The 16662-nt window shown below is 73.3% G+C and carries 14 protein-coding genes; 10 read left to right on the top strand and 4 right to left on the bottom strand.

Annotated elements, in window-relative coordinates:
* Positions 1-111 precede the first annotated feature (111 nt).
* From Cs7R123_RS33645 to Cs7R123_RS33630, 4 genes are all read left to right on the top strand, one after another.
* On the top strand, positions 112-843 hold the full coding sequence (locus Cs7R123_RS33645) for a CBS domain-containing protein (RefSeq protein ID WP_212832570.1): 732 nt from the start codon (positions 112-114) through the stop codon (positions 841-843).
* 23 nt (positions 844-866) lie between these two features.
* Positions 867-1055, top strand: a complete 189-nt coding sequence (locus tag Cs7R123_RS33640; RefSeq protein WP_212832568.1) for a hypothetical protein — start codon at positions 867-869, stop codon at positions 1053-1055.
* Complete coding sequence (locus tag Cs7R123_RS33635; protein WP_212832566.1) at positions 1052-1627, top strand: N-acetyltransferase; 576 nt, start codon at positions 1052-1054, stop codon at positions 1625-1627. Before Cs7R123_RS33640 ends, Cs7R123_RS33635 begins: the two co-directional genes overlap by 4 nt.
* A 62-nt stretch (positions 1628-1689) precedes the next feature.
* Positions 1690-2676 (top strand): aldo/keto reductase, encoded by a 987-nt coding sequence (locus tag Cs7R123_RS33630; protein ID WP_212832564.1) that lies wholly within the window; start codon positions 1690-1692, stop codon positions 2674-2676.
* A 136-nt stretch (positions 2677-2812) separates the two neighbouring features.
* Here Cs7R123_RS33630 and Cs7R123_RS40925 read toward each other — a convergent pair whose 3' ends face one another.
* Positions 2813-3361: a hypothetical protein gene (locus Cs7R123_RS40925; protein WP_212832562.1), complete on the bottom strand. Its 549-nt coding sequence runs from the start codon at positions 3359-3361 to the stop codon at positions 2813-2815.
* Between the two features lie 398 nt (positions 3362-3759).
* Here Cs7R123_RS40925 and Cs7R123_RS41160 point away from each other — a divergent pair, with 398 nt between their 5' ends.
* On the top strand, positions 3760-6057 hold the full coding sequence (locus Cs7R123_RS41160) for a fibronectin type III domain-containing protein (protein ID WP_212832560.1): 2298 nt from the start codon (positions 3760-3762) through the stop codon (positions 6055-6057).
* 163 nt (positions 6058-6220) lie between these two features.
* On the opposite strand, the gene Cs7R123_RS33615 is transcribed toward Cs7R123_RS41160, so the two are convergent.
* Positions 6221-6406 carry a hypothetical protein gene (locus Cs7R123_RS33615; RefSeq protein ID WP_212832559.1) on the bottom strand — a complete coding sequence of 62 codons (186 nt, stop codon included), beginning with the start codon at positions 6404-6406 and terminating at the stop codon, positions 6221-6223.
* A 317-nt stretch (positions 6407-6723) separates the two neighbouring features.
* Here Cs7R123_RS33615 and Cs7R123_RS33610 point away from each other — a divergent pair, with 317 nt between their 5' ends.
* The 5 genes from Cs7R123_RS33610 (at position 6724) to Cs7R123_RS33590 (ending at position 13810) form a co-directional block, all read left to right on the top strand.
* Positions 6724-7989, top strand: a complete 1266-nt coding sequence (locus Cs7R123_RS33610; protein ID WP_280517343.1) for a glutamate-cysteine ligase family protein — start codon at positions 6724-6726, stop codon at positions 7987-7989.
* The gene (gene egtB, locus Cs7R123_RS33605) at positions 7986-9302 is read left to right on the top strand and encodes an ergothioneine biosynthesis protein EgtB (RefSeq protein ID WP_212832557.1); all 1317 of its coding nucleotides are present in this window, start codon (positions 7986-7988) and stop codon (positions 9300-9302) included. Before Cs7R123_RS33610 ends, egtB begins: the two co-directional genes overlap by 4 nt.
* Positions 9302-10036 carry an ergothioneine biosynthesis protein EgtC gene (egtC, locus tag Cs7R123_RS33600; protein WP_212832556.1) on the top strand — a complete coding sequence of 245 codons (735 nt, stop codon included), beginning with the start codon at positions 9302-9304 and terminating at the stop codon, positions 10034-10036. Before egtB ends, egtC begins: the two co-directional genes overlap by 1 nt.
* A complete protein-coding gene (gene egtD, locus Cs7R123_RS33595; protein ID WP_212832555.1) occupies positions 10033-11013 on the top strand; it encodes an L-histidine N(alpha)-methyltransferase in 981 nt (326 codons plus the stop codon). The genes egtC and egtD overlap by 4 nt, the downstream gene beginning before the upstream one ends.
* 100 nt (positions 11014-11113) lie before the next feature.
* Positions 11114-13810 (top strand): PEP/pyruvate-binding domain-containing protein, encoded by a 2697-nt coding sequence (locus Cs7R123_RS33590; protein WP_212832554.1) that lies wholly within the window; start codon positions 11114-11116, stop codon positions 13808-13810.
* On the opposite strand, the gene Cs7R123_RS33585 is transcribed toward Cs7R123_RS33590, so the two are convergent.
* Together Cs7R123_RS33585 and Cs7R123_RS33580 are read right to left on the bottom strand one after the other, a co-directional pair.
* Positions 13799-14296, bottom strand: coding sequence for a DUF6232 family protein (locus tag Cs7R123_RS33585; RefSeq protein ID WP_212832553.1), 498 nt, complete (start codon positions 14294-14296; stop codon positions 13799-13801). The two genes, Cs7R123_RS33590 and Cs7R123_RS33585, sit on opposite strands and share 12 nt — an antisense overlap.
* 65 nt (positions 14297-14361) lie before the next feature.
* Positions 14362-16656 carry a bifunctional diguanylate cyclase/phosphodiesterase gene (locus Cs7R123_RS33580; RefSeq protein ID WP_212832551.1) on the bottom strand — a complete coding sequence of 765 codons (2295 nt, stop codon included), beginning with the start codon at positions 16654-16656 and terminating at the stop codon, positions 14362-14364.
* Positions 16657-16662 lie beyond the last annotated feature (6 nt).

The following is a 16662-nucleotide window of genomic DNA, read 5'->3' as shown; positions in this document are numbered from 1 at the left end:
GTCATAGCTGGTTATGCCGGACTCGGTACGATCACAGGTGTCATGTACCCACCGGCGCGGCGGACCATGCCTGGCCGTCACGCGACAGCCCCGAGGGGAGGGGTGCGCCGGATGGCCACCCGAACCGTGGCGGACGTGATGACGGCGCCCGTGATCAGCGTCGCGCCGCAGACGTCGTACCGGGAGATCATCGATCTGCTGGCCGAGCACGGCATCAGCGCGATGCCGGTGGTCGACGCCGACGGGACGGTCCTCGGCGTGGTCTCCGAGGCCGACCTGCTGCACAAGCTGGCGCTGACCGGCGAGGAGCCGCAGCGGCGGCTGTTCGAGCGCCGCCGCCGCGCCGTCGTGCGGGCCAAGGCCGCCGGGGACACCGCCGCCGACCTGATGACCACCCCGGCCGTGGTGGTGCGGCCGGGCGCCACCGTCGTCGAAGCGGCTCGGATCATGGAGAACGAGCAGGTCAAGCGGATGCCGGTGGTGGCCGGCGGGCGGCTGGTCGGGGTGGTGTCGCGGCGTGACCTGCTGCGCACGTACCGGCGCACGGACGAGGCGATCCGGCACGACGTCGTGCACGACGTCATCGAGGGGATGCTGTTCGTACGGCCGCCCCAGGTCGACGCGCAGGTGGCCGACGGCATCGTCACGCTGACCGGCAGCACCGGCCGCCGCAGCACCGCGCAGATCGCCGAGCACCTGGTGCGTACGGTGCCCGGCGTCGTCGACGTCGTCAACGAGCTGACCTCCGAGCGGGACGACACCGGCCGAGAGCGGCGGCACGACTTCGACGCCGAGGTCGACGGCCCCGAACGCCCCCGCGACGGCACCCTCGACATCGTCTGACCCTTCACCGACCGGGAGTGACCATGCCCATCCAGCGTGAGATGCGCAGCAAGCTGCGATACACCTCGACCGAGACCAAGGAGCAGCTGCTGGACGCCGCCAAGCGGCTCAACATCAGCGGCCGCTGGCAGATGACCAAGGCCGAGCTGGCCCGCGCCATCGAGAACGCCGGTGCCGGGCCGGTGCGGCGCAACCGGCGAGAGACCCGGTGAGGGGCGACCGGACCTGGCCGCTGCGCCAGACGGCGCCGTCACCGCCGCCCCGGCGGCCGCGTATCTTCGCCCTGGTGCTCACCGCCCTCGCCCCGACCGACCTGGTGCCCGGCTCGCCCCTGGCCGCCGAGCTGCACTCGCTGTACGCCGGAAACGCCGCCTACCACCGCCTCAGCGGCGAGTTCGGCCCCGACCCGACCGAGCGGGAGGTGCTGGACTCGATCACCGAGGACCTGGCCACGCCGGGCGTGGAGGTGTTCGCGGTCCGCGACGACCGCGGGAACCTGGTCGGGGTGACGGACACCCTGGCCGAGCACCCGAAGGACGGCCTGCCCTGGATCGGCCTGCTCATGATCGACGGCAGCCGCCAGGGGACGGGCCTGGGCACCGCGACCGTGCACGAGGTGCACGAGCTGCTGCGCTCGCGCGGCCATGCGGCGGTGCGGCTGGCGGTGCTGGAGAACAACCCGGCCGGGTACGCGTTCTGGAGCTCGGTCGGCTACACCGAGGTGGACCGGCGCCCTGACCTGCGGTACGGCCGCCCCTGCATCGTGATGCACCGGCCGCTGTAAGTTTCACGGGCGCGTCCGGCTCCCGTGCCGCGCCGACCGGCGCCACCACTAGGCTTGCCGATGTGGAGCAGCGGATTCTGGGCCGTACCGGCCGCAGCGTGGGCGTGATCGGACTCGGCGCGTGGCAGCTCGGCGCCGACTGGGGCACCGTCAGCGACGACGACGCGTTCGAGGTGCTGGACGAGGCGGTCGACCGCGGCGTCGACTTCATCGACACCGCCGACGTGTACGGCGACGGCCGCAGCGAGCAGCTCATCGCGCGCTGGCGGCGGCAGCTCGCGACCGATCCGGGCGTCACCGTCGCCACGAAGATGGGGCGCCGGGTGCCGCAGGAGCCCTCGGCGTACACGCTGGACAACTTCCGGGCCTGGAACGACCGGTCGCGCCGCAACCTGGGCGTGGACCGCCTCGACCTGGTGCAGCTGCACTGCCCGCCCACCGCCGTCTACGGCGACGACGCCGTCTTCGACGCGCTGGACACCCTGGTCGCCGAGGAGCGCATCGCCGCGTACGGCGTCAGCGTCGAGACCTGTGACGAGGCGCTGGCCGCGATCGCCCGCCCGCACGTGGCCACGGTCCAGATCATCCTCAACGCGCTGCGGCTGAAGCCGCTGGAGCGGGTGCTGCCCGCCGCGGCGGCAGCCGGGGTCGGCATCATCGCCCGGGTGCCGCTGGCCAGCGGCCTGCTGTCGGGGCGCTACGACGAGAACACGGTGTTCCCGGCCGACGACCACCGCAACTACAACCGGCACGGCGAGGCGTTCGACGTCGGCGAGACGTTCTCGGGCGTCGACTTCGCGACCGGGCTGGCCGCTGTACGGCGGCTGGCGCCGCTGGTGCCCGACGGCGCGACGATGGCCCAGTTCGCGCTGCGCTGGATCGTGGACCAGCCCGGCGTCAGCGTCGTGATCCCCGGCGCGCGCAACGCCGCGCAGGCGGGCGCGAACGTCGCCGCCGCCGAGTTGGCACCCCTGCCGGAGTCGGCCCTGCGCACCGTCGCCGACGTCTACGACGACCTCATCCGCCCCCAGATCCACCACCGCTGGTAGCGGCCGCGCACCCTGGCGTGTGTTCGTGCAGTTTCGGGGAAAGTGCTGGAATCGCGCTCAAGATTCGTGCACTTTCCCCGAAACTGCACGCAGTCCCCGCCCGGTGAGGGTGGGGACTGCGGGAGCGTGCGGCGGGTCAGCGGCGACGGCGGCGCAGGCCCGTCAGGACGGGGCCCTCGTTGCGGCGGGTGAGCAGGGCGGCCAGCCAGAGCGCGCCCGCCCCGCCGAGCACCACCGTCGAACCCAGCGCGACCAGCGTGCCGGTCGAGGGGCCGGTGCCGCCGGTACGGGGCAGCTCGTCGTGGTCGTGGTGATCGCTGTCGTGGTGGTCGCTGTCGTGGCCGTTGTCGTCATCGTCGTCATCGCCGCCGCCGTTGCTGCGCGGCGTCTCCGAGGGTGAGCCCCACGGGCTGGGCGACAGGCTGGGGGACGGGCTTTCGGGGCCCTGCGGCGAGAGTGACGGCGACGGGGAGTGGCCGGCGGGCGACGGGGACGGCGAGTGCGGCCGCCGCGAGGGGGTGGGCGAGGGCGAGTGGGAGGAGCCGTAGCCGTGGTGCCTGCCGCGCTCGGCGGCGTGGCCGCTGCCGGGGGAGAGCAGGCCGAGCACGGCCGTGGCCAGCAGCACGGCGGCAGGGGTGGCCACCGCGGCGAGGGCGGCGCGGCGGACCGGCGTAGTGATACCCATCAGTCGTCCTTCGTCTCGTTCCCGTGGCCGGATGGCGGCACCACTCTCGTCAACGCGACGACGCTGGTCCGGATACGGGACCAGTGATGGTATAGCGGCATCAAACGGACAAAACGTCCGGATTCCTCCTGGCCAACGCATGGGGCCTGACTTCAGTGACGGCTATCTGACTCTCGTCCGGTTTTGTCCCCCGTCCGCGTGCACCGTCGCGCGCCGCCGCCGTTGCCGCCCGGCCTCCGGCGGGGACGGTCGCAAAGGGATGCAACGGGTCTGAGCAGCGTGAATCCAGATTGTGTGGTCGGCATGAAACTGGTATGGACATTAACAGTTAAGTCTATTAATAATTAGGCCCACCATCGACGCCCGTGACCGAGGTCACCGGGCCGGGAGGAGGGCCCGTGCACATCAGATCCCGTCTGCTCGCCGTCGCCGCCGCGCTGCTCGTCACGACCGGAGTGCTCGCGGTCGCCAGCCCGGCGTCCGCGGCGAACCTGCTCGGCAACCCCGGATTCGAGTCCGGCACCCTGTCGCCGTGGTCGTGCAGCCTCGGCAGCGTCGTCTCGACCCCCGTCCGCAGCGGCACCAAGGCGCTGCAGGGCGCGGCGTCCAGCTCGGACAACGCCCAGTGCACCCAGACCGTCGCGGTGCAGCCCAACACGGCGTACGTGCTGACCGCCTGGGTGCGCGGCGCCTACGTCTACCTCGGCGTCACCGGCGGCGCGTCCACGTGGACCCCGTCGGCCACGGCCTTCACGCAGCTGACCGTCAACTTCACCACCGGCGCCTCGCAGACCAGCGCGCAGGTCTACCTGCACGGCTGGTACGGCCAGGGCACCTACTACGCCGACGACGTCAGCCTCGACGGCCCCGGCGGCACCGGCGTGCCCGGCGTCCCCGGCAACCCCGTCGTCGGCACGGTCACCAACAACTCGATCGCCCTGAGCTGGGCCGCCTCGACGGGCACCGTCACCGGCTACCGCGTCTACGAGGGCAGCACGGTCGTCGCGACGGTCACCGGCACCTCGGCGACGGTCTCCGGCCTGGCGACGTGCTCGGCGCACTCGTACAGCGTGGCGGCGTACAACGCCACCGGCGAGTCGGCCAAGAGCGGCGCGGTCAGCGCGACGACGACGGGCTGCACCAGCGTCCCGCCGACGCCGTCCGGTCTGGCCGTCACCGGCACCACCGGCAGCTCCGTCTCGCTGTCGTGGAACGCCTCCTCCGGCGCCACCGGTTACCGGGTGTACGAGGGCAGCACCGTCGTGGCCACCGTCGCCGGCACCACCGCGACCGTCTCCAGCCTGGCGACCTGCTCGGCGCACTCGTACACCGTGGCGGCGTACAACAGCAGCGGTGAGTCGGCCAAGAGCGGCGCGGTCAGCGCGACCACGACGGGCTGCACCACCGTCCCGCCGACCCCGTCGGGCCTGACCGTCACCGGCACCGCCAACACGACGGTGTCGCTGTCCTGGAACGCCTCCTCGGGCGCCACCGGCTACCGCGTGTACGAGGGCACCACGGTCAAGGCCACCGTCACCGGCACCACGGCGACGATCAGCGGGCTCACCTCGTGCACGGCCTACTCGTACACGGTCGCGGCGTACAACAGCAGCGGTGAGTCGGCCAAGAGCGGCGCGGTCAGCGCGACCACGACCGGCTGCGTCAACACGGGCCTGCCCAAGCACGCGCTCATCGGCTACCTGCACGCCAGCTTCGCCAACGGCTCGGGCTACCTGCGCATGTCCGACGTCCCGGCCGCCTGGGACATCATCAACCTGTCCTTCGCCGAGCCGACCTCGGTCACCTCGGGTGACGTGCGGTTCAAGCAGTGCCCGGTGGCCGAGTGCCCCAACGTGGAGTCCGAAGCGGACTTCATCGCCGCCATCCGCGCCAAGCAGGCCCAGGGCAAGAAGGTGCTCATCTCCATCGGCGGCGCCAACGGGCAGGTGCAGCTCACCAGCACCGCCGCCCGGGACACGTTCGTCAGCTCGGTCAGCGCCATCATCGACAAGTACGGCCTGAACGGCCTCGACATCGACTTCGAGGGACACTCGCTGTACTTCAACGCCGGTGACAGCGACTTCAAGAACCCGACCACCCCGGTCATCGTCAACCTGATCTCGGCGCTGAAGACCCTCAAGGCGCGCTACGGGGCCGGGTTCGTGCTGACCATGGCACCGGAGACGTTCTTCGTCCAGCTCGGCTACCAGTTCTACGGCGGCACCTGCTCCGGCTGCGACACCCGGGCCGGGTCGTACCTGCCGGTGATCTACGCGATGCGCAACGACATCACCGTGCTGCACGTGCAGGACTACAACTCGGGTCCGATCATGGGCCTGGACAACCAGTACCACAACATGGGCGCCGCGGACTTCCACATCGCGATGACCGACATGCTGTCGGCCGGGTTCCCGGTGGCGGGCAACACCGCCAACATGTTCCCGGCGCTGCGCGACGACCAGATCGGTTTCGGCACCCCGGCCGCCGTCAGCGCAGGCAACGGGTACGTCGGCCCGGCGGTGGTCCAGCAGGCGGTCAACTGCCTGGTGAAGAACCAGAACTGCGGCGGGTACACCCTGCGCGGCGGCACCATGCCGGACTTCCGCGGCCTGATGACCTGGTCCATCAACTGGGACAAGTACTACGGCTGGGAGTTCCAGAACAACCACGAGCCGTTCCTCAACGCCCTCCCGTAACCCCCTCCGTCCCCACCCGCGGCCGCGCCACCCCTCCCGGGGCGGCGCGGCCGCTCCTATGTGCGCGGGAGGGTGCAGTTTCGGGGAAAGTGCTGGAATCTTGGGCCGGATACGTGCAGTTTCCCCGAAACTGCACGTTCGACGGCGCGGCGGGACGGCGCGGTCAGTCGAGCAGGCGGGTGCGTTTCATGTCCATGCCGCCCAGGCCGAGTGGGATGTCGGGATCGGAGTGGGCGTCGGCGCCGGCGCACACCGCGTCCGAGGTGCTGGTACGCGAGTGCTCGCTCGCGAAGTCGGGCTCGTCGTCGGTCCCGGCCACGATGGGCTCTAGTCGCGATTGCGGCTGCATACGGCAATTGTCCGCGTCGGCGCGGCGCCGCAGGCCGCTTCGGCGACCCGTCACCCGACCGCCCTGATTCCCCCATTCACCTCACGTGACTCATCCATGCCCGCCTGTCCGCCTCGCCCCGAACCTCGTCGATCAGGAAGTCGTGCCGCCGACACGCCGTCGAACCGTGTCATAAGTTCATGATCGACGCGGATGAGGGTAAGGGGGGTGTGCGTGAGTGAGGAGGAGAAGGGGTGAAAAGGGGGTGAAGGGGTAGGGGGGAGGGTAGTTTTGCGGGTCCGTGGGGTATCCATATACGTCGAGGGGGGTGGATGGGTGTGAAGCAGGATGTGCTGGCTGCGGGGGCTGGGGCTCCGGCGGTCGTTGACAGGGCGCAGGCGGAAGGTTACGTCGCCAAGGTCTGCTTCAAGACCGGGCCGCCGCAGGGCACCGGGGTGGAACTGGAGTGGACGGTGCACCACCGGGGCGAACCGGCTCGGGCGGTGCAGGCAGTGACCCTGGCGCAGGCGCTGGGGGAGCACGCGCCGCGGGCGCTGGTGGCCGACAGCCCGCAGGCGCCACTGGGCCGGGGCGGAGCGGTGACGCTGGAGCCCGGCGGGCAGGTGGAGATCTCGTCGCCGCCGTCGGACTCGCTGGCGGCGCTGCTGGACGACACGGCCGCCGACCAGCGGCAGCTGGCGGGGTTGCTGGACCGGGCCGGGCTGGTCCTGGCCGGGCGCGGGTGCGACGAGCACCGGGCCGGGCAGCGGGTCCTTGACACGCCCCGGTATTCGGCGATGGAAACGGTATTCGACCGTTTCGGCCCGTACGGGCGGATGTGGATGTGCGGCACCGCGAGCGTGCAGGTCTGCCTGGACGCCGGACTGCCCGGCCGGGCGGGTCCCCGCTGGCACGCGCTGCACGCGATCGGACCGGCCCTGGTGGCCGCGTTCGCGAACTCGTCCCGGCAGGCGGGGGTGGACACCGGCTGGGCCTCGGCCCGGTTGCGGGCCTGCCTGGCCGCCGACCCGGTGCGCAACGGCCCGCCGACCGAACCGGACGGATCCGCCGCGACCGAGGACGAGCTGATCGCCGCCTGGACCAGGCGGGTGCTGGACACGCCGGTGCTGTGCGTACGCCGCCCGGCCGGCTCGTGGGAGGTCCCGCCCGGGATCACCTTCGCCGACTGGATCTCCGGCGCGCTCACCCCCGCCCCGACCCTCGACGACCTGGACTACCACCTCAGCACGATGTTCCCGCCGGTGCGGGCGCGCGGCTACTACGAGGTGCGCTACCTGGACATGCAGTCCGACCACGACGGCGGCGACCCCGGCACGGGCTGGACGGTGCCGGTGGCCGTGGTGGCGGCGCTGTTCGCCCGCGAGGACACCGTCGACACCGCGGCCGCGCTGGCCGCGCCCGCGGCGGGGCGCTGGACGCAGGCGGCCCGGCACGGGCTGGCCGACCCGGCGATCGCGGCAGTGGCGCCGCGGCTGCTGGACCTGGCCTGCGCGGCCCTCGACGACACCGATCTGCCGCCCGGCACCGTACGGGCGGTGCGCGACGCGGTCCACCACCGGTTGCAGCAGGGAGGCATCCGATGACGCAGGCACAGGTACGCCCCGACCGGCTGCGCGAGCACGCCGCGGCCGGGCTGGAACGCGCGCGGGCCCGCAGCACCGCGCTCACCGACGCGGTCGACGACGACGACCTGGTGCGCCAGCACTCGCCGCTGATGTCGCCGCTGGTGTGGGATCTGGCGCACGTGGGCAACCAGGAGGAGCTCTGGCTGGTGCGCGACGTGGGCGGCCGCGAGCCGATCCGCGCCGACATCGACAACCTGTACGACGCCTTCAAGCACCCCCGCGGCGACCGCCCCGCGCTGCCGCTGCTCGGCCCGGCCGAGGCCCGCGCCTACGTGCGCTCGGTGCGCGGCGCGGTGCTGGACCTGCTGGACCGGGTGGACCTGGAGGGCCGCCCGCTGGTGGAGCAGGGCTTCGCCTTCGGGATGATCATCCAGCACGAGCAGCAGCACGACGAGACCATGCTGGCCACGCACCAGTTGCGCGCGGGTGACCCGGTGCTGGTGGCGGTGCCCCCGCCGCCGTCGGCCGGGCCGGTCGCGGGCGAGGTGGCGGTGCCCGGCGGCCCGTTCACCATGGGCACGTCGCTGGAGGCGTGGGCGCTGGACAACGAGCGCCCCGCGCACACCGTCGACGTGGCCGCGTTCTTCATCGACCGGGCGCCGGTGACCAACGCGCAGTACCAGGCGTTCATCGACGCGGGCGGGTACGACAACCCGCGCTGGTGGAGCCCGGCGGGCTGGGAGCACCGGCGCGAGGCGGGGCTGGCCCGGCCGATGCACTGGCACGTGGACGGCACGTACACCCGGTTCGGGCACCGCGAGCCGATCGTGCCCGACGAGCCGGTGGTGCACGTGTGCTGGTACGAGGCGCAGGCGTACGCGGCCTGGGCCGGGCGGCGGCTGCCGACCGAGGCGGAGTGGGAGAAGGCGGCCCGGTTCGACCCGGCCACCGGGCGCTCGCGCCGCTACCCGTGGGGCGACGAGGACCCCGACGAGCAGCACGCCAACCTGGGGCAGCGGCACCTCGCCCCCGCGCCGGCCGGCGCCTACCCGGCCGGGGCGTCCCCGCTCGGGGTGCACCAGCTCATCGGCGACGTGTGGGAGTGGACGTCCTCGGTGTTCCGCGGCTACCCGGGCTTCACGCCGTTCCCGTACCGGGAGTACTCCGAGGTGTTCTTCGGGGACGCGTACCGGGTGCTGCGGGGCGGGTCGTTCGGGACCGACGCGGCCGCGTGCCGGGGGACGTTCCGCAACTGGGACTACCCGATCCGGCGGCAGATCTTCAGCGGCTTCCGCACCGCCCGCGACGCCCGGCCGGAGGAGATCGCCTGATGTGCCGCCACCTGGTCTACCTCGGCCCGCCGGTGCCGCTGGCGGCGCTGCTGGTCGAGCCCCCGTACGGCCTGGTGCACCAGTCCTGGGCGCCGCGCGACATGCGCGGCGGCGGGACCATCAACGTGGACGGCTTCGGGGTCGGCTGGTACGCCCCGAGCGGGCCGGTCCGCTACCGCCGGGCGGTGCCGATCTGGGGTGACCAGAACTTCGGCGCCGTCGCCCGGCAGACCACGGTGACCGCGGCGCTGGCCGCCGTGCGCTCGGCCACCCCCGGCATGGTCGTCAACGACCAGGCCTGCGCGCCGTTCGGCGGCGAGGGCTGGTGGTTCAGCCTCAACGGCTACGTGGCGGGCTGGCCCGACAGCGTGACCAAGCTGGCCGAGCGCCTGCCGGTCACCGACCTGATGACCATGGACGCCCCGACCGACGCGGCCTTCGTGTGGGTGCTGCTGCGCCAGCGCCTGCGCCTGGGCTACACGCCCGCCGAGGCGGTGACGGCGACCGTGGCGGACCTGGCCGCCAGCGCCGCCGGATCACGGCTGAACCTGCTGCTCACCGACGGCGAATGGGCGTACGCGACCACGTACGGCCACGCGCTGTCGGTGCGCCACGACCCCGGACGGGTGATCGTGGCCTCGGAACCGTTCGACGACGACTCCGGCTGGGTAGGGGTACCCGACCGCCGACTGGTGGTCGCGCACCCGGCCTCGTACACGGTGGAGGAGCTATGAGGATCGACGTACACCTGACCCCGGAAGACCTGACCGAGGGGCTGCGTGCCGACGCCCGAGCCGGGCTCACCGCGACGCCGAAGTCGCTGCCCCCGAAGTACTTCTACGACGCGTACGGCAGCGATCTGTTCGAACGCATCACCGACCTGCCCGAGTACTACCCGACCCGGGCCGAGCGGGAGATCCTGACCGCGCACGCGGCCGACATCGCCCGCGACACCGGGGTGAAAACGCTGGTGGAGCTGGGTTCGGGTTCGTCGGACAAGACCCGGCTGCTGCTCGACGCCCTGCACGCGCAGGGCACCCTGGGCCGGTTCGTCCCGCTGGACGTGTCGCAGCCGGCCCTGGCCGCCGCGACCGAGGCGATCGCCAAGGACTACCCCGACATCGAGGTGCACGCGATCGTCGGCGACTTCACCCGCGACCTGGACCGCATCCCGGGCGGGGGCGGGCGGATGGTCGCCTTCCTGGGCAGCACCATCGGCAACCTGGAGCCCGGCGAGCGGGCGGCGTTCCTGCGCGAGCTGCGCGGGGCGCTGGAGCCGGGGGAGTGGCTGCTGCTCGGCACCGACCTGGTCAAGGACGCCGAGACGCTGGTCGCGGCGTACGACGACGCGCAGGGCATCACCGCCGAGTTCAACGTCAACGTGCTGCGGGTGCTCAACCGCTCGCTGGGCGCCGACTTCGACCTGACCGCGTTCGAGCACGTGGCGCTGTGGGACGCCCAGCACCGCTGGATCGAGATGCGGCTGCGGGCCCAGCGCGAGATGCTCGTGCACCTGCCCGCGCTGGACCTGTCGGTGGAGTTCCGGCCCGGTGAGGAGATGCGCACCGAGGTCTCGGCCAAGTTCGACCGGCAGACGGTGGCCACCGAACTGGCCGCCGCCGGGTTCGCCCTGCGGCAGTGGTGGACGGACTCGCACGACCGCTTCGGCCTGACCCTGGCCCAGGCCACCGACCGCCCCACCCGCCGCTGACAGCTGAGGGAAGGGCACCTGGAGGTGCCCTTCCCAACCTCGTTCACGCGGATATCATCGAGTGTTGACTTCTTGTTCGCCGGCGGCGGGAGACACCTCGATGAGCGCGACGCTGACCCCCGCCACCGACCTGGTGCTCGACTTCACCGACATCGACGGCGGCATGCTCGCCGCGGTCGGCGGCAAGGCGGCCAACCTGGGCGAGCTGACCCGGGCCGGGCTGCCGGTGCCGCCCGGCTTGTGCCTGACCACGGAGGCGTACCGGCAGGCCACCGCGGCCGCCGACCTCGACGAGGTGCTCGCCGGGCTCGAACGCACTCCGTCCGGCGACGTCGCGGCGCTGACCGCGTTGGCCGGGCGGGCGCGCGCGGCGGTGCTGGCCGCGCCGGTCCCGGCCGGGATCGCCGCGGCGGTGGCCGAGGGCTACGCCCGGCTCGGCGCGGACGCGCCGGTGGCGGTGCGCTCGTCGGCGACCGCCGAGGACCTGCCGTTCGCCAGTTTCGCCGGGCAGCAGGACACCTACCTCAACGTGGTCGGCGAAGCGGCGGTGCTGGACGCGGTGCGGCGCTGCTGGGCCTCGCTGTGGACCGACCGGGCCGTGGTCTACCGGGCCGCCAACGGCATCGACGCCCGGGCCGTGCGGCTGGCCGTGGTGGTGCAGCGCATGGTCGACGCGGCCGTGGCCGGGGTGCTGTTCACCGCGAACCCGGTCACCGGCCGGCGCCGCCAGGCGGTCGTCGACGCCAGCCCCGGCCTGGGCGAGGCCGTCGTCTCCGGCGCGGTCAACCCGGACCACTTCGTGGTCGACACCGCGAGCGGGACCATCCTCGACCGGCGCCTGGGCGACAAGCGGCTCGCCGTGCGCCCGCTGCCCGGCGGCGGCACCGAGCAGGTCGCGCTGGAGCCGGGGGCCGACACCGCCTGCCTCACCGACGCGCAGGTGGTGGCGCTGGCCCGGCTCGGCGACCGGGTCGAGGCGCACTACGGCGCGCCGCAGGACACCGAGTGGGCCGTGGCCGCCGACGGCACGCTGTGGCTGACGCAGGCCCGTCCGGTCACGACGCTGTTCCCGCTGCCGGACGGGGCTCCCGGGCCCGGCGCCGACCCGCGGGTGTACTTCTGCTTCAGCGTCGCCCAGGGCGTGTTCCGCCCGATCACCCCGGCGGGCATGGCCGCGTTCCGGCTGATCGGGTCGGGGGCGTCGCGGCTGTTCGGGTTCCCGGTCGCCGATCCGCTCGCCGGGCCGCCGCTGTTCACCGAGGCCGGGCGGCGCGTGTTCCTCGACGTGACGACGGCGGTGCGCAGCCGGGTCGGGCAGGCGCTCATCCCGAGGGTGCTGGGCGTGATGGAGGCCCGGTCGGCGGTGGTGTTCCGCGAGCTGTTCACCGACCCGCGCCTGTCGGTCACCCGGCCGTCCCGGCTGCCGTTCCTGCGCCGGGTCGGGCGGGTGGCGCTGCGGTACAAGGTTCCGCCGTACCTGGTGCACGCGCTGGTCAAGCCGGACGCGGCCCGCGCCCGGATGGCGCGGATCGGCGAGCGGCTGGACACGCGGCTGGCCGCGCCCGCCGAGCTGACCCCGCCGGAGCGGCTGGACTGGATCGAGCGGCTGCTGCGGGACGAGGTCGCGCCGATGCTGCCCGGGATCCTGCCGGTCGCCGCGGCCGGTTTCGTCGCGCTCGGGCTGGCCGACCGGCTGCTCGGCCCCGACGCCGCCGTCGGCGAGGTGCAGGCGGTGCTGCGCGGCATCCCGCACAACGTCACCACCGAGATGGATCTGGCGCTGTGGCAGATCGCGGTGCGGCTGCGGGCCGACGGGGAGTCGGCGCGGGTGCTGCGTACCGGGGACTCCGAGGAGCTGGGCCGCCGGTGGGCCGCCGGCGAGCTGCCGGAGCCGGTGCACCGCGAGCTCGCGGACTTCTTCCACCGGTACGGCCACCGCGCCGTCGCCGAGATCGACCTCGGCATGCCCCGCTGGTCCGACGACCCGCGCTACCTGCTCGGGGTGCTCGCCAACTACCTGCGGATGAGCCCGGAGGACAGCGCCCAGCTCGCCCCGGACCGGCTGTTCGCGCAGGGCGACGCCGAGGCGAGGGCGATGGTCGAGACACTGGCGGGCCGGGCCGCCCGGCGCGGCCGGTGGCGCGGCCGGGCGGTGCGCACGCTGCTCGGCCGGGCGCGGGCGCTGGCGGGCGTACGCGAGCTGCCGAAGTTCTACCTGGTCCGGATCATCGCCGCCGCCCGCGCCCAGCTCGGGCTGGTGGGGGCGGAGCTGGCCCGGCAGGGACGCATCGCGCGGCCGGACGACGTGTACTTCCTGGACCTGCGCCAGGCGCGGGCGGGGCTGGCCGGCGCCGACCTGCACGAGCCGGTCGAGCGGGCCCGCCAGGGCTACGGCGACGAGCTGCGGCGCCGCCACATCCCGCGCGTGCTGCTGTCCGACGGCACCGAGCCCGAGGCGGGGCTGCGTACGGCGGCGCCCGACGGCGCGCTGGTCGGCACGCCCGCCTCGGCGGGCACCGTGACCGGCACCGCCCGGGTGATCCTCGACCCGGTCGGGGCGCACCTGGAGCCGGGCGAGATCCTGGTCTGCCCGTCCACCGACCCCGGCTGGACGCCGCTGTTCCTCACCGCGGGCGGCCTGGTGATGGAGATGGGCGGCGCCAACTCCCACGGCGCCGTGGTGGCCCGCGAGTACGGCATCCCCGCCGTCGTCGGCGTCCCCGACGCGGTCGCCACCGTCACCACGGGCGCCCGGCTCACCGTCGACGGCACCGCGGGCACGGTCCTACTGGTCTAGGGCGCGTTCGAGGGCTCGGTAGATCTTGCCGAAGCGGGTGGCGTCGTCGAGGCGCAGCAGCATGATCTGCCCGGCGGCGGTCTGCGCCCAGATCTCGTGGATCGCGTCGCCCCGGTCGTAGCTGTCGTCGACGCGGTGCAGCATCCACTCCCAGACGGCGGGGACGGCGCCCAGCGCGACGAGCACCGCCGCGAGCAGCAGCAGCGTGTTGCGGGGGACGTGCAGGCGGCCGACGGCCGACGAGAGCTGCGACTCGCCGTACGCGGCGGCGGCGAAGGCCACCAGCAGCACGAACCCGGCGAAGACCGACAGGATCATCAGCAGGTTGAGGATGCCGCGCCGGGCGGTGCGGCTGCGCACCCGCCAGTCGGGCCGGACCTGCTGGTGCCACACGTAGCGCAGTTCGTCCAGGCGGAGGCGGCGGTCGCCGATGTGGACGTACGACGAGGTCACGAGCACCGTGTCGTCGCGGTAGTAGGTGATCACATACGCCTCCGCACCGGGGTGTCCCTACAGCGTGGCGCATGGCGGCTACGACGATCGTGAATGAATCAGGCGGGCGGCCGGGCGGCTCCGGTGTACGCCGGGGGCGCCGGCAGGCGCGGCTGGAGCAGCCGCGCGGCGGCGTCGGGCGGCAGCGGCCGCGACAGCAGGTAGCCCTGGCCCAGGCGGCAGCCCAGCCGCCGCAGCGCCGCGCCCTGCTCCTCGGTCTCGATGCCCTCGGCGATGGCGACCAGGCCCAGCGAGTCGGCGATGGCCAGGATCGCCCGGACGATGCTCAGGTCCAGCTCGCCGCCGACCACGCCGCTGACGAACGACTTGTCGATCTTCAGGATCTCGATCGGCAGCCGCTTGAGGTAGCTCAGGTTCGAGTACGCCGTGCCGAAGTCGTCGAGCACCAGGTGCACCCCGGCCACCCCGAGCGAGGTGACGTAGTCGGTGACGTCGTGGCGCAGGTAGCTGTGCTCGGTGATCTCCAGCCAGATGTCGTTGGGATGCAGCCCGGAGGCCCGGATGATGTCCAGCGTCCGCTCGGCGGCCTGCGGCTGGTGCAGCTGCACCGGCGACAGGTTCACGCTCATGCCGATGCCGCGCCCCTCGGGGAGCTGGTGCCAGGCGCGCAGCTGGGCGCAGGCGCGCGCCAGCACCCACTCGCCGATCGCGGTGATCTGCCCGGAGTCCTCCGCCATCGGGATGAACACCTCCGGCGACACCGTCCCGTGGTAGGGGTGGGTCCAGCGCAGCAGCGCCTCGAACGCCACGATCCGGTGCGTGTCCAGCGTGAAGATCGGCTGGTAGACCAGGTGGAGCTGATCGCGGTCGAGCGCGTGCAGCAGCTCCGAGCGCAGGTCCAGCCGGTCGCGGGAGCGGTGCGAGGCGTCCTCGTCGAACACCTCGACCTGGCCGCGGCCGCGGGCCTTGGCGACGTACATGGCCGCGTCGGCGTCGCGCAGCATCGCCGTGGGCGTGGTCTGGCCCCGGATGCCGAGCACGCCGCCGACGCTGGCCGACACCCGCACCTGCTCGCCGGCGACGACGTACAGGTCGCCGAGGTCCGCGCAGACCCGGGCGCCGACCTCGGCCACCTCGGCGAGCTGGCGGATGCCGTCGAGCACGATGACGAACTCGTCGCCGCCGAAGCGGGCCAGCAGGTCGTCGGGGCGGATGCTGCCGCGCAGCCGCTCGGCGACCTGGAGCAGCAGCTCGTCCCCGGCCTCGTGCCCGAGCAGGTCGTTGACGGCCTTGAACCCGTCCAGGTCGCAGAAGAGCAGGCCGACCCGGGTCAGCTCGGGCCGGTTCAGCACCGCCTCCAGGTGGGTCACCAGGGCGCTGCGGTTGGCCAGGCCGGTCAGCGGGTCGCGCGTGGCCCGCTGCTTGAGCGCGTGGTAGAGCTCGGCGTTGGTCATCGCCACGCCGAGGTGGTTGGCGAAGATCGTCATGATCTCGGCGGTACCCGGAGGGAAGCGCTCGCCGCGGTCGCGGGCGGCGTACAGCAGCGCCAGCGGGCCGTCCTCGCGCGGCACCGCCACGCTGAGCACCCCCGACTCCGACTCCGATCCCGGCGGGCCGTCCACCCCGAACGGGTGCGGCCAGCCCGCGATCTCGTCGGCGAGCAGGCCGCGGTGCGCGCGCAGATGCGCCTGGCCGTCCTCGACCACCTCCACCCAGGTCCGGTCGGCCGAGGTGAGCAGCAGCAGCTGCGCGGCCGCCTCGTCGAGCAGCGGCTCCAGCCGCAGGTGCCGGGTGAGCAGATGGCCGTGGTGGGCCAGCCGCTCGATGACGGCGTTGCGCTCGCGTTCGCGCAGGGTCAGGCACAGCCGGGACGCCACCGAGTTGAGGATCGGCACGTCGGAGGCGGCGAACGGGATCGGGCTGGACCGGAACAGGATGATCAGGCTGTCGGTGTACCCGAACACCGGCACCCAGGCCGCCGAGCGGATCCGCAGCGGCGCCAGCGTGCCCGGCACGTCGGCGGCGGACAGGGCCACGTCGGTCTCGCCGTCGCCCCGGGTCACCGTGCGGCCCTCGGCCAGCGCGTGCCGGGCCGCGGGCCCGGCGGGCCAGCTGCTCGTGTACGCCGGATCGTCCTCCGGCAGCCCGCACGAGGCCGTCACCGCCAGCCGGTCGCCCTCGCGGCGCACCATGCACACCACGTCGGCGAAGAAGACGTCCGACAGGACCGTGAGCAGCCGCTCGGTCATGTCCTCGGCGCTGGCGGGCTGGCCCAGCACCGACAGCAGCCGGATCAGCCGGGTGGTGTCGCGGTAGGCGTCGCGGGCGGCGTCGGCCGCCTGGGCGAGCTTGCGCCGCAGCTGCTCGATCTCGGTCTCGGGGTGCCAGTCCATGCCCGC

Source organism: Catellatospora sp. TT07R-123, assembly GCF_018327705.1.
Lineage (GTDB): Bacteria > Actinomycetota > Actinomycetes > Mycobacteriales > Micromonosporaceae > Catellatospora.
The sequence above is the reverse complement of the archived record's forward strand: the minus strand, read 5'-3'. Positions and strand labels throughout refer to the sequence as shown.

Excerpts from the sequence above, each read along its gene's own strand:
- Cs7R123_RS33645 (WP_212832570.1), top strand. The coding sequence starts at position 112 with ATGGCCACCCGAACCGTGGCGGACGTGATGACGGCGCCCGTGATCAGC.
- Cs7R123_RS33640 (WP_212832568.1), top strand. The coding sequence starts at position 867 with ATGCCCATCCAGCGTGAGATGCGCAGCAAGCTGCGATACACCTCGACC.
- Cs7R123_RS40925 (WP_212832562.1), bottom strand. The coding sequence starts at position 3,361 with ATGGGTATCACTACGCCGGTCCGCCGCGCCGCCCTCGCCGCGGTGGCC.
- Cs7R123_RS33615 (WP_212832559.1), bottom strand. The coding sequence starts at position 6,406 with ATGCAGCCGCAATCGCGACTAGAGCCCATCGTGGCCGGGACCGACGAC.
- egtB (WP_212832557.1), top strand. The coding sequence starts at position 7,986 with ATGACGCAGGCACAGGTACGCCCCGACCGGCTGCGCGAGCACGCCGCG.
- egtC (WP_212832556.1), top strand. The coding sequence starts at position 9,302 with ATGTGCCGCCACCTGGTCTACCTCGGCCCGCCGGTGCCGCTGGCGGCG.
- egtD (WP_212832555.1), top strand. The coding sequence starts at position 10,033 with ATGAGGATCGACGTACACCTGACCCCGGAAGACCTGACCGAGGGGCTG.
- Cs7R123_RS33590 (WP_212832554.1), top strand. The coding sequence starts at position 11,114 with ATGAGCGCGACGCTGACCCCCGCCACCGACCTGGTGCTCGACTTCACC.
- Cs7R123_RS33580 (WP_212832551.1), bottom strand. The coding sequence starts at position 16,656 with ATGGACTGGCACCCCGAGACCGAGATCGAGCAGCTGCGGCGCAAGCTC.